General features: G+C 65.2%; 12 protein-coding genes and 1 pseudogene. 3 read left to right on the top strand and 10 right to left on the bottom strand.

All coding sequences use genetic code 11. The features are described from left to right. The first annotated feature begins 61 nt into the window (after window positions 1-61). A complete protein-coding gene (gene sucD / locus G394_RS0101460) occupies window positions 62-2,131 on the top strand; it encodes a succinate--CoA ligase subunit alpha (RefSeq protein WP_028576132.1) in 2,070 nt (689 codons plus the stop codon). Window positions 2,132-2,229: 98 nt separating this feature from the next. Here sucD and G394_RS0101455 read toward each other — a convergent pair whose 3' ends face one another. From G394_RS0101455 to G394_RS0101445, 3 genes are all read right to left on the bottom strand, one after another. Next, window positions 2,230-3,915 carry an ABC transporter permease gene (locus G394_RS0101455; protein WP_028576131.1) on the bottom strand — a complete coding sequence of 562 codons (1,686 nt, stop codon included), beginning with the start codon at window positions 3,913-3,915 and terminating at the stop codon, window positions 2,230-2,232. 10 nt (window positions 3,916-3,925) lie between these two features. After that, window positions 3,926-5,011 carry an ABC transporter ATP-binding protein gene (locus tag G394_RS0101450; protein ID WP_028576130.1) on the bottom strand — a complete coding sequence of 362 codons (1,086 nt, stop codon included), beginning with the start codon at window positions 5,009-5,011 and terminating at the stop codon, window positions 3,926-3,928. A 137-nt stretch (window positions 5,012-5,148) separates the two neighbouring features. Continuing rightward, entirely contained in the window at window positions 5,149-6,147 is a 999-nt protein-coding gene (locus tag G394_RS0101445; RefSeq protein WP_028576129.1) for an ABC transporter substrate-binding protein, read from the bottom strand. Window positions 6,148-6,607: 460 nt separating this feature from the next. Here G394_RS0101445 and G394_RS0101440 point away from each other — a divergent pair, with 460 nt between their 5' ends. Beyond that, window positions 6,608-6,940: an XRE family transcriptional regulator gene (locus G394_RS0101440; RefSeq protein WP_028576128.1), complete on the top strand. Its 333-nt coding sequence runs from the start codon at window positions 6,608-6,610 to the stop codon at window positions 6,938-6,940. 89 nt (window positions 6,941-7,029) lie between these two features. Here the strand turns inward: G394_RS0101440 and G394_RS0101435 are convergent. The 3 genes and pseudogenes from G394_RS0101435 to G394_RS0101425 form a co-directional block, all read right to left on the bottom strand. Continuing rightward, window positions 7,030-8,364 (bottom strand): annotated as a pseudogene (locus G394_RS0101435) (UDP-glucose dehydrogenase family protein); the annotation flags it as partial. A 28-nt stretch (window positions 8,365-8,392) separates the two neighbouring features. Then, window positions 8,393-9,700 carry an L-cysteine desulfidase family protein gene (locus G394_RS0101430; RefSeq protein WP_028576126.1) on the bottom strand — a complete coding sequence of 436 codons (1,308 nt, stop codon included), beginning with the start codon at window positions 9,698-9,700 and terminating at the stop codon, window positions 8,393-8,395. A gap of 71 nt (window positions 9,701-9,771) precedes the next feature. Beyond that, window positions 9,772-9,963, bottom strand: a complete 192-nt coding sequence (locus G394_RS0101425; protein ID WP_028576125.1) for a hypothetical protein — start codon at window positions 9,961-9,963, stop codon at window positions 9,772-9,774. Window positions 9,964-10,039: 76 nt separating this feature from the next. On the opposite strand from G394_RS0101425, the gene G394_RS0101420 reads away from it, so the two are divergent. Continuing rightward, the gene (locus G394_RS0101420; RefSeq protein WP_028576124.1) at window positions 10,040-10,234 is read left to right on the top strand and encodes an FmdB family zinc ribbon protein; all 195 of its coding nucleotides are present in this window, start codon (window positions 10,040-10,042) and stop codon (window positions 10,232-10,234) included. A 92-nt stretch (window positions 10,235-10,326) separates the two neighbouring features. On the opposite strand, the gene G394_RS0101415 is transcribed toward G394_RS0101420, so the two are convergent. Genes G394_RS0101415 through potA form a run of 4 tightly spaced genes read right to left on the bottom strand, consistent with a single transcriptional unit; the run spans window position 10,327 to window position 14,102 of the window. Further along, complete coding sequence (locus tag G394_RS0101415; protein ID WP_028576123.1) at window positions 10,327-11,355, bottom strand: extracellular solute-binding protein; 1,029 nt, start codon at window positions 11,353-11,355, stop codon at window positions 10,327-10,329. Continuing rightward, window positions 11,352-12,116, bottom strand: a complete 765-nt coding sequence (gene potC, locus G394_RS0101410) for a spermidine/putrescine ABC transporter permease PotC (RefSeq protein ID WP_028576122.1) — start codon at window positions 12,114-12,116, stop codon at window positions 11,352-11,354. Before potC ends, G394_RS0101415 begins: the two co-directional genes overlap by 4 nt. Beyond that, the gene (gene potB, locus G394_RS0101405; protein WP_028576121.1) at window positions 12,116-12,967 is read right to left on the bottom strand and encodes a spermidine/putrescine ABC transporter permease PotB; all 852 of its coding nucleotides are present in this window, start codon (window positions 12,965-12,967) and stop codon (window positions 12,116-12,118) included. The genes potC and potB overlap by 1 nt, the downstream gene beginning before the upstream one ends. Then, window positions 12,957-14,102 carry a spermidine/putrescine ABC transporter ATP-binding protein PotA gene (gene potA, locus G394_RS0101400; protein ID WP_028576120.1) on the bottom strand — a complete coding sequence of 382 codons (1,146 nt, stop codon included), beginning with the start codon at window positions 14,100-14,102 and terminating at the stop codon, window positions 12,957-12,959. The genes potB and potA overlap by 11 nt, the downstream gene beginning before the upstream one ends. Window positions 14,103-14,308: the final 206 nt, after the last annotated feature.

Genomic DNA, 14,308 nt, shown 5'->3' with positions numbered 1-14,308 from the left:
CCATCCCGCGGTGATAGTCCAAGGGATGGGATTTGACAACCGCCGATGCGAGGACTGCGTCATGAAGCTCAACGAACACAGCAGCAAACAGCTTTTCCAGGAATCCGGCATCCCGGTCCCCCACGGCGTGCTTCTCGCGCCCGGCGGCCTCCCCGACATCCCCTTCCCCCTGCCCTGGGTCCTCAAGTCCCAGGTCCTGAGCGGCGGCCGCGGCAAGGCCGGGGGCATTCGCCTGGCCGACACCGTGGAGCAGGCCCGAACGGAGCTCGAACGTCTCTTTTCTCTGGACATCAAGGGGGAGCGGGTGCGCTTGGTGCGCGTCGAGCCCAAGGCAGCCTTCAGCCGGGAGATGTACCTGTCCGTGACCCTCGACCGCCAGAGCCGCAGCCTCTGCGTCACGGCCGGGCGCACGGGCGGCGTCGACATCGAGGCCTGCGACCCGGCGACCATCCTCGTCGAGCACGCCATGCCCGACGCGGGGCTCGCCCCCTACCAGGTCCGCAACATCTTCTTCCACCTCGGCCTGCCCAAAGAACTCATGAAACCCTTCGGCGGCCTCCTGACCGACCTTTTCGACGTGACTCTGCGCCACCGCCTGCTCCTGGCCGAGATCAACCCGCTGGTCGTGACCGACGGCGGCGAACTGCTGGCCCTGGACGGCAAGGTCGAGATCGACGGACACCGCGTGGGCATCGACCCGTCCCTGAACCGCTTCTTCGAACCCGCCCACCTGAGCGCCGAGGAGAACCGCTCCCGCGAAGCGGGCCTGAGCTACCACAAGCTCGACGGCTTCGTTGGCCTGATGGTCAACGGCGCAGGCCTGGCCATGGCCAGCATGGACATCCTCAACTACTCGGGCCTGGAGGCCGCCAACTTTCTGGACCTGGGCGGCGGTGCAGACAGCGCGGCCATGCGCACGGCCCTGGACATCCTTTTCGACGACGAGCGCGTAGGCATGGTCTTCATCAACATCTTCGGCGGCATCCTGTCCTGCCACAAGGTGGCAAGTTCCATGCTCGAAGCCCTGGGTGGCGAGCCTCCGCGCAAGCCCATCGTGGTCCGCTTCGCCGGCAACGGCGCGGCCGACGGCCTGGCCCTGTTGCGCGAGGCCGACATGCGGGGCCTGCACCTCTGCCCCGACCTCTCCTCGGCCCGCGCCGAGCTGGAAAAACTCAAGGGCGCCATGCAGGGGGCCGTGCACGCCCCGGTGCGCGTCGAGTCCTCGGCCTCCCTGGTCCCCGCGCGGCCCCGCGCCGAAAGCGCGCCCTTCCCCCTGCCCGCGGACTGCCGCATCCTGGTTCAGGGCCTGACGGGCAAGCAGGGCCAGCTGCACTGTCGACTCATGCAGGAATACGGCTCGCAAGTCGTGGCCGGGGTCACGCCCGGCAAGGGCGGAAGCGAAGTCCTGGGCGTGCCGGTCTTCGACACGGTACGCGAGGCGGCCGCGGCTACGCGCATCGACGCCTCCATCATCTTTGTGCCCGGCGCCCTGGCCCCGGACGCGGTCCTCGAAGCGGCGGCCGCGGGCGTGCCCTGGGTGGTCTGCATCACCGACGGCATCCCCCAGCTGGACATGCTGCGCGCCCTGGAGCGCCTCAAGGGCGGCCCCACGCGCGTCATCGGCCCCAACTGCCCAGGCCTCATCATGCCGGGTCGCACCAAGATCGGCATCATGCCCGGCGACATCTTCACCCCCGGCCCCGTGGCCGTGTTCTCGCGCAGCGGCACCCTGACCTACGAATGCGTCGACCGCCTGACCCGCGCCGGCATCGGCCAGTCCGTGTGCGTGGGCATCGGCGGCGACCCCTTCGTCGGCATGTCGTTTACGGACCTCTGCAAGCTCGTGCGCCACGACCCGCAGACCAGGGCCGTGGTCATCCTGGGCGAGATCGGCGGCAGCGCCGAGGAGGACCTGGGCCGCTACATGCGGGAGACGGGCTTCGAACTCCCGGTCTTCGGCTTCATCGCCGGCCGCACGGCCCCTCCCGGCAAGCGCCTGGGCCACGCCGGAGCAATCCTCGAAAAGGGCTCCGGCGGCATCGAGGCCAAGCTGCGCGCCATGGCCGACTCGGGCTTCCACCTCATCGACGACCTGGACCAGATCGCCCCGGCCGTGGCCAAGGTGCTGTAGACAGCCGCCCGCCTTCTCGTTTCCAATGAATAACGCCCGTCGTCCCGGACAATGCCGAGGCGACGGGCGTCTTTTTTCTGCAGCCGCAGTCCGGCGCCCTATCCGCCGTTCTCCACGGGCTTGAACCTGGCTCCGACCAACGTGGCCAGGACCACCAGGGCCGTGGAGATGAAGATCATCATGATGCCCAGGGCCGACAGACGCCCCCACAGCCCATCCTCGGCGAAACGCAGGATCTGCACGGCCAGGACCTCCGTGCCGGGCCTCGACAGCACCACCGACAGGGTCAGCTCACGCACGAACATGGTGGCCATGAGAATCCAGCCCGAGACCATGCCCGGCACCAGAAGGGGTATGATAATGCGGCGCATGGTCGTCATGCGGCTGGCGCCGCAGACCAGGGACGACTCCTCCAGATGGCTGTGGACCTGGATGAAGGCGCTGGCCAGGGGGCGGATGCCGTAGGGCAGGTAGGTGGCGATGTAGCCGATGAGCAGGGCCCAGATGGTGGCGTAGAGCGGCGTGCGCACGAAGAACCACATGAAGCCCACGCCGATGACGATGCCGGGGAAGGAGAAGGACAGAAAGCTCAGGGATTCGAGGAAGCCCGCGGCCCTGGTCCGGACCTTGACGATGGTGTAGGCCACGAAGACCGACAGTGCCACGCCCAGGGTCGCCCCGCCCACGCCGAGGTAGAGACTGTTCTTCAGGGACAGCAGGGAGATGGGGTCCTTCAGGACCTCTATCCAGTGCCGCCAGCTCATGAGGGAGAAGGCCCGGGCGCTGGGCACCATGGAGTACGGCACCAGCGAGGTGTAGACGAGCACGGCCACGGGCAGGACGATGAGCACGAAGGACAGGAGCGCCACCACGGCGAAGAGCGGGTACCTGGCCGCCTTGAGGGGAATGACCGTGGGACGGTACCCGCGGCTCGATATGGTCACGAACTTCTCACTCTCGGCCGTCAGGGCGCGGTAGACGAAAATGAGCGTGATGGACGCGGCCAGGACGCTCATGCCCACGGCCGCGGCCTTGCCGTAGTCCGTGGAGAAGCCCGTGGCGATCATCTGGTAGAGGTGCGTGGCCAGGACGTAGACCCGGCCGGGCATGCCGATGACCGACGGCACGGCGAAGGACGCCAAGCTCCTGACCACGCCGAGGATGAAGGCCGCCAGGATGGCCGGCCGCAGCACCGGCAGGGTCACGCGCAGCAGGGTCCGCCACGACCCGGCGCCGCAGACCTTGGACGACTCCTCCAGGGCCACGTCGAAGGAGGCCATGGCCGGCGCGATGATGAGATAGGCGATGGGCAGGTCCAAAAGCCCCTCCACCAGGATCATGCCCCACAGGGAATAGATGTTCAACGGCGCGTGATCGAGAAAGAAGGCCTGCTTGAGCACCAGATTGATGAGCCCGTTGGACGGGTTCAGGAGCAGCGCCCAACTCACGGAAAAGAGGATGTGCGGGATCATCATCGGGATGATGGAGATGATCCGGAACATGAACTTGCAGGGGATGTCCGTGCGGTTGTTCAGGTAGGCCAGAAACAGAGCCAGACCCGTGGCCAGGGTCGACGACCCGAGGACGAAGACCGCGGTGTTGAGGATGATCTGCGCCAGGGCCGGGTCCGTGTAGGCGTCCACGTACTTCTGCACGGTGAAGCTGCCGAAGGCCGTCAGCCCTTCGGAAAAGCTGCCGAGCACGAGCATGACCACCGGACAGACGGTCAGCACGCCGACGATGAGAATCAGGGTCAGGGTCAGTTTGGATCGGCTGGAATCCATGTCCACCCCCTCAGGCGCCGACCAGCATGCAGTGGGCCGGGTCCAGGGTGAAGTGCATGGCGTCGCCCTCCTGAATGCGGGTATCGGCGTCGACCTTGGCCAGCAGGCGCTCGCCGCCGGCCACGACCTCCATCTCGAAGGCCTCGCCGATGAAGACCAGGGAATCGACCTTGCCGCGGACGGTGTTGGCTCCGCCCTCCCCTTCCCCGGGCACGACACGGATGAACTCGGGGCGGATGCACAGGGTCACTTCGGAGCCCACGGCGAAATCCCGCTGCTGGCAGGTGATGGCGCCAAGGGGGCTCTCGACCACGGTCGAACCGTCCTGCTGGCTCGCGACCTTGGCCGGGATCAGGTTGGCCCGGCCGATGAAGTCGGCCACGAAGCGATGGTCCGAGTCGAAATAGATCTTCTGCGGAGAGCCCTGCTCGATGATCCGGCCGGCTCGCATGACGGCGATGGAATCGGACAGGGCCAGGGCCTCGATGCGGTCGTGAGTCACGTACACGGCCGTGATGGACAGCTCCGTCAGGAAGGTGCGCAGCTCCTTGCGCGTCTCCTCCCGCAGCTTGGCATCGAGGTTGCTCAGGGGCTCGTCGAAAAGGATGACCTTGGGCTCGGCCACCAGGGCGCGGGCCAGGGCCACGCGCTGCTGCTGCCCGCCCGAGAGCTTGGTGGCTGGGCGTTTCTCGAAGCCTTCCAACTGCACGAACTTGAGCGTCTTCTCCACCTTCTGCCGGATGACGTCACGCGGCGTGCCCCGAGTCTGCAGGGGATAGGCCACGTTGTCGAAGACGTTCATGTGCGGCCAGATGGCGTAGGTCTGGAAGACCATGCCGAGCCCCCTCCGCTCCGTGGGCACGTAGATGCCCTTGTCCCTGGACCAGACAATCTCGTCGCCGATGGATATCTCGCCGGAGTCGGGAGACTCCAGTCCGACGATGCAGCGCAGCAGGGTCGTCTTGCCGCAGCCGCTGGGGCCCAGGAGCGTAAAAATCTGGTTTGAGGGGATGGTCACGTCCACGTTGTCCAGGGCCTTGATGGTCTTGCCCTCGGAAAAATAATGCTTGCTGACGCCTTGAATCCGAATCTCCATGATGTGATCCCGTTGGCCGCCTGCCGGTGCGCATCCGGCCCGGCGGGACTCAAGTTCCGGTTGAAGGGGGAAGGCGGTTCACGCGGAAACGCTGAAGCGCGGCCGCCCGGCCCGAAAGCCGGGACGGCCGCTCCGGGTCACTGCACGTCGAAGATGGTCTTGAACTCGTCGCCCCACTTCTGGATCTCCTCGTCGGAGAGGTCCTTGATGGGCAGCACCTTGGCCTGGTCCATGCCGTCGATGGGCGGGAACACGCCGGGGGCCAGAACGTACTCGCCCACATCCTTGGCCAGCATGCCCATGGCCTTGCCGGACAGCCAATAGTCGACGAAGGCGCGCGCGGCGTTGGGGTGCGGTGCCTTGGAGGTCACGGCGATGGCGCGCGGCGTGCCGAAGAGGGGCTGATCCAGCCGTGCCCAGTCCAGCGGGGCCGGAGCCTTGGTGATGATGTACTTGGGCATGGAGATGGCGATGAGCTTTTCACCGCTCTCGACCGGAGCGGGAGTCGGGCCGAAGGAGGACACGAACATGGGCTTGTTGGCCGCCAGCCCCTTCAGGAAGGCCCGCCACTCCTCCTCGCTCTTGAAGACGTTGTCCTTGAGGCCCACCAGCCAGGAGATGGTCGTGGCGTGATTGGCCGGGTTGGCCATGACGATCTTGTCCTTCCACTTGGGGTCGGCCAGGTCCTCGTAGCGCTTGGGAGCGTCGGCGGCCTTGACCAGCTCCTTGTTGTAGATGAGGCCGACGTATTCGATGCCGAACAGCTGGATGGCGTCGTCCTTTCTGGTCCACTCGGCATAGCCGGCGGCCGCCGGGGAGCTGTAGGGGGCCAGCACGCCCTTGGCCTTGAGGATTTCAAGAACCGGAAGCGGTCCCTGCACCACGTCTGCCATGAGCTTGCCCGCCTCGAATTCCGTCATGATGGTGGCCACGAATTTCGAGGTCGAGATCCTGGTGTACTGCCCCTTGATCCCGGTATCCGCCCCGAAGGCCTCCATGATGGGCTCGACCGCCGTGATGTTTGCGTAGAACGTCGCCGTCCCCTCGGCCTTGGCCTTGGCCGCGGCGTCGTCCGACGCCATGGCCGTCAGGGCCGGGAAAAGCAGCATCGCAAGCACAACCACCAACCTTTTCATCAACGCATCCTCCTTCGGGCTCCACATGGCCCTGTGTTACGGAATTGTGACACAAGAATGACAATTATGTGGCAGAAACTAGCCCACGGGATAGGTGCTGTCAACGCTCAAATGCCGGAACGAACAAATTTTTTATTTTAATATCAATATGTTAAAATACAATACATCAGCAATATCCAAAAATTGGTTCCCCGTGCCCTCCAGCGTGCCAAGAATTTCTGGCTGACTTGGGGTTCTGAACAGACGGGCTTCGCAACACCAAGAACCTTCATTCCGGTAATCTCATCAAACTGCCCTACGAATATCTGCCTCTGATTACACATCAAACCGTCTGTCTCGGCGTGTCCGCAACGCATAGGTTCCATGAGGCCCCGCAATCGCGAAACGCGGGAACGTCGGCAACCAAAACGATATGAAATCATTGAACATCTCCAGCAGTTCCGGGAGGAAGGTTTGCTCCATGGCTAAAAAATTCGCATCACTGCGCGAGGCCATGTCGGCCCAGGCCCGAGAGCAGTCCCGCGCTCTGGCCGACAGGATGCTCAAGGACATGCCCCTGCATGAACTCAGGCAGGCCCGAGGTCTGTCGCAGCAGGACCTGGCGAAACTCCTGCACGTTCAGCAGCTGGCCATCGCCAGGCTGGAGCGACGGACGGACATGTACCTCTCGACGCTGCGCGGCCATATCCAAGCCATGGGCGGCCAACTGGAAATTCTGGCCAAATTTGCCGATGGCGTCGTACGCAACACGAATTTTTCTTCCTTCGACGAAAAAGATACCGCTCCTCGCTGAGAATCAGCCCCACGTCCCGCAACAATGCGAAAGCCCCGGCCGGAGAACTCCGGTCGGGGCTTTCGCGTCATGACGAGCGGGGAATGTCTTCAGCGGCCCACGCAGAAATACGCGAACCCCTCCGCCGCCATGAGTGCCGAAGAGTAGAGGTTGCGGCCATCGAAGAGGATGGGGGCCGAGAGGACCTTCTTCATCTTGGCGAAATCCGGGTTGCGGAACTGGTTCCATTCCGTGACCACGGCCAGGGCGGCGGCGCCGTGCAGGGCCTCGTACTGGTCGTCGCAGATCTCGACCAAAGGGTTGTCCTGCAGAATGCGACGGGCATTGGGACCGGCCACTGGGTCGAAGGCGCGGACCTTCATGCCCAGACCCGTCAGGTGGCGGATAAGCTCCAGGGCCGGGGCCTCGCGCATGTCGTCGGTGTTGGCCTTGAAGGCCAGGCCCCACAGGGCCAGGGTCTTGCCGGCCACGCCGCCCTGCTCGGCGAAATAGGCTTCGACCTTGCGGGCGATGACGGTCTTCTGGCGGTCGTTGACCTCGTCAACGGCCGAGAGGAGCTGCGGCTCGTAGCCCGCGCCCTTGGCCGTGCCGATGAGGGCCTTCACGTCCTTGGGGAAGCAGGACCCGCCGTAGCCCACGCCCGGGTAGATGAACTGGTAGCCGATGCGGTGGTCGGCCCCGATGCCGTGGCGCACGTCCCGCACGTCGGCACCGACCTTCTCGCAGATGTTGGCGACCTCGTTGATGAAGGAGATCTTGGTGGCCAGCATGCAGTTGGCGGCGTACTTGGTCATCTCGGCGCTGCGCACGCCCATGACGATCATCTTCTCGCGGCTGCGGGCGTAGGGGGCGTAGAGGGTCTTCAGAAGTTCGGCCGTGCGCACGTTGTCCGTGCCGACCACCACGCGGTCAGGCTTCATGAAGTCGTTGACCGCGTCGCCCTCCTTCAGGAACTCGGGGTTGGAGACCACGTCGAACTCGATCTTCAGGCCCCGCCTGTCGAGTTCCTCCTGGATGATGGCCCGCACGCTGTCGGCCGTGCCCACGGGCACCGTGGATTTGTCGACGACGATCTTGTAGTCGGTCATCAGCTGTCCGACCTGGCGGGCCACCTGACGCACGTAGCGCAGGTCCGCGCTGCCGTCCTCTCCTTCGGGGGTGCCGACGCAGCAGAAGATGAAAAGGCTGTCCTTCAGCCCTTCGGCCAGGTCCGTGGTGAAGGTCAGGCGACCTTCCTGGGCGTTGCGGCGGACCATGGGCTCCAGGCCCGGCTCGTAGATGTGGACCTCGCCTTTCTTCAGGCGCTCCACCACCTCGGGGTTGATGTCCACGCAGGTCACGTTGTTGCCCATTTCGGCGAAACAGGCTGCGGAGACGAGGCCGACGTAGCCCGTCCCGACGATGCATATGTTCATTGGTGTTTTCTCCTTGAAAGCGCCGGAATGTCCGGGGTCAGAACCCCGAGAACCGTTTCTCCAGCATGATTTTCAGAATGGTCCGGTCGGTCTCGATCATGCCCTCGGTGCTGAGCGTGCCGATGTTCTGCATGGTCTGCTCGGGCGAGGCGCCGATGATGCCGTCCGTGTGCAGGACGTTGACGCCCTGCAGCGAAAAAAGGGCCGACTGCACGGCCGTGCCCGCGGCCGTGGCCAGCTTGAGTGAGCATCCCGCTTTGGCCCCATCGCAGATGACCCCGGCCAGATCCTCGATGATGTTCTTGATGGCCCCGGCGATGTGCGCCAGGTTCCCGCCAAGCAGGTAGGCCACGCCGGCGCTGGCCCCGGCCCCAGCCGCCACGGAGCAGCCGCAGATGGCCGAGAGACGGCCCGTGTGGGCCTTGACGTAGGCCGTGACCAGGTGGCTCAGGGCCATGGCCTCAAGCACCGTCTTCTCGTCGCACACGATGAAGTCGCGGATGGCCCAGATGGGCAGGATGGCCGTCAGGCCGTGGTTGCCGCTGCCGGCGGAGCTCATGGCCGGCAGCTTGACCCCGCCCATGCGCGCGTCGGACGCGGCCGAAGTCAGGATGCGCGCGGCCAGGACCATGTCGCGGCAGATGAGCTTCTGGCGCACCAGCCGGTCCAGGGCCTTGCCGATGCCAAGCCCCGGCCCGAACTTGAGCCCGTGCTCGGCCAGGCGCATGTTGGTGCGCACGCCTTCCATGAGGAACTCGCGGTCCTCGTCGTCCAGGTCGTCCAGCAGACGGACCAGGTCTTCAAGGGTCAGGGCCTTGATCCAGGCTTCCAGCCGCGAAACGTCGGCCTTGGCCGCGGCGCGGGGCGAGGCCGTGTCCAGGGGCAGGGGCTGGCCGTCCAGGCTCACGCCGACGACGTTGTCATGCATTTCGCGGATGACCGCCTCGGCCACGTGGGAGCCGTCGAAAACCTCGGCGCGGATGAAGAGCCCGCGCTGGTCCTGCAGCAGGTTCAGGGTCACCCCACCGTCGCGGACCAGGGTGCGGGCGGCCTGCACGGACTCGGGCGTGAGGGGTTCGAGGACCTCCAGGCCCAAGGCCGGGTTCCCGCCGAAGGCTCCCAGGGCCCCGGCCAGGTCCAGGCCGCTCAGGCCCCCGGTGCCGGGGATGATCACGGCCAACCCGTTCTTGTAGATGTTGGGGTCCACCCACAGGTCGATGCGCTCGGGACGGCCCGGCAGAACAGCGGCGGCCGCCGCGGCGGCCAGGGCCACGGCCACGGGCTCGGTGCACCCCAGGGCCGGGGCCACCTGCGCGCGCAGTAGATCCTTGACGGAGAAACTCATTGCACCCTCTTCAGGAAAAAATCCGCAAAAGCGGATTTCATTGCCGAGAATACCGGGGCTGTCAATCCGGCTCACTCGCGCACGTCAAGGTTCGGTTCGAAGAGCTGCACCAGACGCACGAACAGGTCCGGAATCTTCTCCGGGTCCGCGGCAGCGGAACCGGCGTATATCTTGGTGATCTCCAGGGCCGTGTCGATGCCGGTGGTCTTGCCGAACCCCACGTCGAAAAAGTCGTCCAGGCGCTTGCGCAATTGAGGATCCATGATTACCTCCATCGATTGATTCGTACCCGTCACCGCAAACCGCCCCGCCCGGGGCGCTCGCCCTTGGATTTTTACCATGCCCATCTATGAATTCCAATGCAAAACCTGCCAATTCTGTTTCGAGGAGATCCTTCCGGCCACACACGAGGACATGCCGGCGTGCCCGCGCTGCGGCTCGTCCGAAAACGTGGTCAGGCTGGTCTCGGCCTGCGCCGCGCAGCCCGGCCGGCAAACCGAGTCGACATGCGCCCCGCGGGGCGGCTTCTCCTGAGGATGAACGGCCCTTCCCGTGCGGAAGGCAAAAAAAAAATCGGCGTCACCCCACGCGGGGCAACGCCGATTTTTCATTGGGCCGCCACGCGGCTATTCGGTCTTGAGCTTCATCCAGCATTGCTCGTAGGCCTTGACGGCCTCGCCGAGGTCGGTCTCGAACTCGCCACGGGCCATGTCCTCGGCCGGCGGGTAGACGAGGGCGTTGGTGCGCACGTCCTCGGGCAGGGTGTCCTTGGCCGCCAGGTTGGGGGAGGAGTAGCCCATCTCCTGGCAAATGAAGGCAGCCACCTCGGGCCGCAGGAGGTAATCGATGAAGATGTGGGCGTTCTCGACGTTGGCCGCGTTCTTGGGGATGCAGAGGTTGTCCACCCAAAGGCTGAAGCCTTCCGCGGGGTAGACGAACTTGATGTCGGGGTTCTCGCCGGAGGCGATGTAGGCTTCGCCGTTCCACAGCACCGCCGCCATGACCTCGTTGTTCAGCAGGGCCTGCTTGGGGGAGTCGGAATCGAAGACGCGGACGCTTGCCATCAGCGGCATGAGCAGCTCACAGGCCTGGCCGACCTTGGCCGGATCGGTCTCGTTCAGGGAGTACCCGAGGCGCTTGAGGCCCATGCCCAGCACCCCGCGCATGTCGTTGGGCAGCAGGATCTTGCCCTTGAGTTCGGGCTTCCAGAGGTCGGCGAAGGAGGTGACCGAAGCGGCGGCCGGGTCCTTGGCGTTGATGGCGATGACCGTGGAGCCCCACATGTAGGGGACGCTGTAGGTGTTGTCCGGGTCGAAGGCCTGGTTCAGAAGCTTGGGGTCAAGGTTGCCGAAGTTGGACAGCTTGGACTTGTCGATGGGCTGGAGCAGCCCCTCCTTGCGCATGCGGGAGACGAAGTCCGTAGAGGGGACGATGAGGTCGTAGCCCTTGGCGTCGACCATCTTGACCTTGGCGTACAGGGCCTCGTTGCTGTCGTAGGTCGACATGACGACCTTGATGCCGGTCTCCTTCGTGAAGTCCTCCAGAACGCTGTCGGGCATGTATTCCGACCAGTTGTAGACGTAGAGTTCCTTGGAGGCCGCCATGGCCTGGGAGGCCAGCAGCAGGCAGAGGGCGAGGAAGGCGAGACGTTTCATGGTTTCTCCTTGAGGAAGCGCTGCGACAGCATGACGGCCACAACGGTTATGAGGATCATGATGGCGCACAGGGCGTTGACCTCGGGTTTGAGGCCAAGTCGGACCATGGAGTAGATACGCAGCGGCAGGACCTCGAAGGTCGGGCCGGTGGTGAAGAAACTGATGATGACGTCGTCCACGGACAGGGTGAAGCTCAGGAACCACCCGGCCAGGACCGCCGGGAAGATCATGGGCAGGACCACGTGCCGGAAGACCTCGTACTCCCCTGCTCCCAAATCCCGCGCCGCCTCCACCACGTGCGGGTCGAAGCCGTGCAGCCGGCCGAAAACCGTGATGGCCACGAAGGGCACGCACAGGGTCACGTGGGCCATGAGCAGGGTCCAGAACCCGAGCGGCAGGGACAGGGCCATGAACAGGACCAGGAGCGAGATGCCGATGACGATGTCCGGCGACATCATCATGACGAAGAGCGAGGTACGGATGACCTTGCGCGACGGGAAGCGCCAGCGGTGCAGGGCCATGGCGATGAGGGTGCCCAGGATGCACGAGCAGGTGGCCGCGAGGACGGCGATGAGCAGCGAGTGCAGGGCGGCCTGCATGAGGCTCGTGTTGCCGAAGAGCTTGGCGTACCAATCCAGGGTGAAGCCCTTCCATGCCATGGAGAAGCGCGAGTCGTTGAAGGAATAGATGACCATCACGGCCAGGGGCAGGTACAGAAAGAGGTACACCAGGCAGGCGTAGACGGCGCGCAGGGTCCGCATCAGGACGCCTCCCGGCCCAGGCGGGCCGCGCTCTTCCAGTACAGCAGGAGCATGATGCCCATGAGCGCGGTCAGGGTCACGCTGGCCGCAGCGCCCAGGGGCCAGTCGCGGGTGGTCAGGAACTGGTCGCGGATGAAGTTGCCCAGCAGCATGGCCTTGGCCCCGCCCAGCACGTCGGACACGTAGAACATGCCGATGGCCGGCAGGAAGACGAGCATGCACCCCGAGACGATGCCCGGCATGGTCAGGGGCACGACCACGCGCCAGAAGGCCCGCCAGGGGCTCGCGCCGAGGTCGCGGGCCGCTTCGAGGTAGCGGCGGTCGAGCCTCTCCAGGGCCGCGTAGAGGGGCAGGATCATGAACGGCAGCAGCGTGTAGGTCAGGCCCAGGACCACGGCGCCGGGCGTGTACATCATGGCCAGGGGCGCGTCGATGAGGCCCAGGGACAGCAGCACGTTGTTCACGATGCCGCTGGAGTTGAGCATGGCCGTCATGGCGTAGGTGCGCACCAGGGAGTTGGTCCAGAAGGGGATGACCACCAGCAGGAGCAGGGTGCCCCGCACGGGTTTCCTGGCGCGGGCCAGGATGGAGGCGAAGGGGTAGGCCGTCAGCAGGCAGATGGCCGTGACGAGCCCTGAGAGCCTGAGGGACCCCAGCAGGATGTCCAGATGGGTCCGGTCCATGAGGCGCGCGTAGTTGCGCAGGGTGACGGCCGGCTCGATGAAATTCTCGGTCGATGTGGTGCAGAAGCTGGCCAGGAAGACGAGGATGTTGGGCACGAAGGCGAAGACGGTCATCCAGCCCACGGCGCCGATGATCACGGCGCGTTTGAAGAAGCCGTCATTTTTCATACGGCAGCACCACTTCCCAGCCCTCGACCCAGCTCACGGCCACGCGGTCGCCGGCGCGGAAATAGACGGTCTCGTCGTCCTCGTTGAAGAACTCCGTGGCCGTGACCACCCCTCCGGCGTCCAGGCGCACGACGACGTCGTAGGTCGCGCCCTTGTAGATGGTCTCCTCCACGGTGCCGACGATGGAACGGCCGCGGGCGAAGGAGTCCTCGAGTTCCGGGTCCTCGGCCAGGTCCTTGAGGGTCTCGACGCGCAGGTCCTCGGGGCGCAGCAGGATGTGCGCCTTCTCGCCGGCCCTGAAGGCGTGGCCCGTGCGCATGAACACGTCAAGCCCGCCGGTGCGCACCCGCGCCCGCCCGTCGCCCGGCTCGACCACCTCGGCGTCGATGATGTTGATCTCGCCCACGAAGCGCGCCACATAGAGGTTGCGGGGCTCCTCGTAGACGGACACGGGCGTGCCGACCTGCTCGATGACGCCGTTGTTCATGACGATCACCCGGTCGGACATGGAGAAGGCCTCCTCCTGGTCATGGGTGACGAGGACGAAGGTGATGCCAAGCTTGCGCTGGAGGTGCTTGAGATCCAGCTGCATCTGCTTGCGCAGGCGGTAGTCCAGGGCCGAAAGGGGTTCGTCCAGCAGCAGGACCAGGGGCCGGTTGATGATGGCCCGGGCGATGGCCACGCGCTGCTGCTGCCCGCCCGAAAGCTTGCCGACCATCCGCCCCTCGAAACCCTCGAGCTGCACCAGGCGCAGAGTCTCGCCCACCTCGCGGGCGATCTCGTCGGCCGGGCGCCGCTTCATGCGCAGCCCGAAGGCCACGTTGTCGAAGACGTTCATGTGGGGGAAGAGGGCGTAGCTCTGGAAGACGGTGTTGACGTTGCGCCGTTCCGGGGGCAGGCCCGTGACGTCGCGGCCGTCGATGGCGATGGAACCCGAGGTGGAGTTCTCGAAGCCGGCCACGAGGCGCAGGATGGTTGTCTTGCCGCAGCCCGAGGGACCGAGGATGGTCAGGAACTCGCCGCGCTGGACGTCCAGCGACACGTCGCGCAGGGCGTGCTGGCCGTCGTAGACCTTGCTCACGTTCCGCAACCGGACCACGGGTGCCTGTGACTGCTGGGTTGCGGTATCGTTCATGGCCCCTCCTGACGTGGAATTCTGCCGGGGCGCTGTCATGACGACACCTTCCAGCAAGCCCTTTTTTTTGGAGAACTCGCGATGCGGAGTCAAGAATAATTTTCCGCCTTGCGCGAGATCGTGACATAAAGATCATGACTGGCATAGTGCCGCGATTCGTGGCAAGGACGGGCGGAAACGCGAACCGAGGCCTTCACCGCCGGCGC

Origin of the sequence: Desulfomicrobium escambiense DSM 10707, from assembly GCF_000428825.1 — a bacterium.
GTDB classification, from domain to species: Bacteria; Desulfobacterota; Desulfovibrionia; order Desulfovibrionales; family Desulfomicrobiaceae; genus Desulfomicrobium; species Desulfomicrobium escambiense.
The sequence above is the reverse complement of the archived record's forward strand: the minus strand, read 5'-3'. Positions and strand labels throughout refer to the sequence as shown.

Excerpts from the sequence above, each read along its gene's own strand:
- sucD (WP_028576132.1), top strand. The coding sequence starts at position 62 with ATGAAGCTCAACGAACACAGCAGCAAACAGCTTTTCCAGGAATCCGGC.
- G394_RS0101455 (WP_028576131.1), bottom strand. The coding sequence starts at position 3,915 with ATGGATTCCAGCCGATCCAAACTGACCCTGACCCTGATTCTCATCGTC.
- G394_RS0101450 (WP_028576130.1), bottom strand. The coding sequence starts at position 5,011 with ATGGAGATTCGGATTCAAGGCGTCAGCAAGCATTATTTTTCCGAGGGC.
- G394_RS0101445 (WP_028576129.1), bottom strand. The coding sequence starts at position 6,147 with ATGAAAAGGTTGGTGGTTGTGCTTGCGATGCTGCTTTTCCCGGCCCTG.
- G394_RS0101440 (WP_028576128.1), top strand. The coding sequence starts at position 6,608 with ATGGCTAAAAAATTCGCATCACTGCGCGAGGCCATGTCGGCCCAGGCC.
- G394_RS0101430 (WP_028576126.1), bottom strand. The coding sequence starts at position 9,700 with ATGAGTTTCTCCGTCAAGGATCTACTGCGCGCGCAGGTGGCCCCGGCC.
- G394_RS0101425 (WP_028576125.1), bottom strand. The coding sequence starts at position 9,963 with ATGGATCCTCAATTGCGCAAGCGCCTGGACGACTTTTTCGACGTGGGG.
- G394_RS0101420 (WP_028576124.1), top strand. The coding sequence starts at position 10,040 with ATGCCCATCTATGAATTCCAATGCAAAACCTGCCAATTCTGTTTCGAG.
- G394_RS0101415 (WP_028576123.1), bottom strand. The coding sequence starts at position 11,355 with ATGAAACGTCTCGCCTTCCTCGCCCTCTGCCTGCTGCTGGCCTCCCAG.
- potC (WP_028576122.1), bottom strand. The coding sequence starts at position 12,116 with ATGCGGACCCTGCGCGCCGTCTACGCCTGCCTGGTGTACCTCTTTCTG.
- potB (WP_028576121.1), bottom strand. The coding sequence starts at position 12,967 with ATGAAAAATGACGGCTTCTTCAAACGCGCCGTGATCATCGGCGCCGTG.
- potA (WP_028576120.1), bottom strand. The coding sequence starts at position 14,102 with ATGAACGATACCGCAACCCAGCAGTCACAGGCACCCGTGGTCCGGTTG.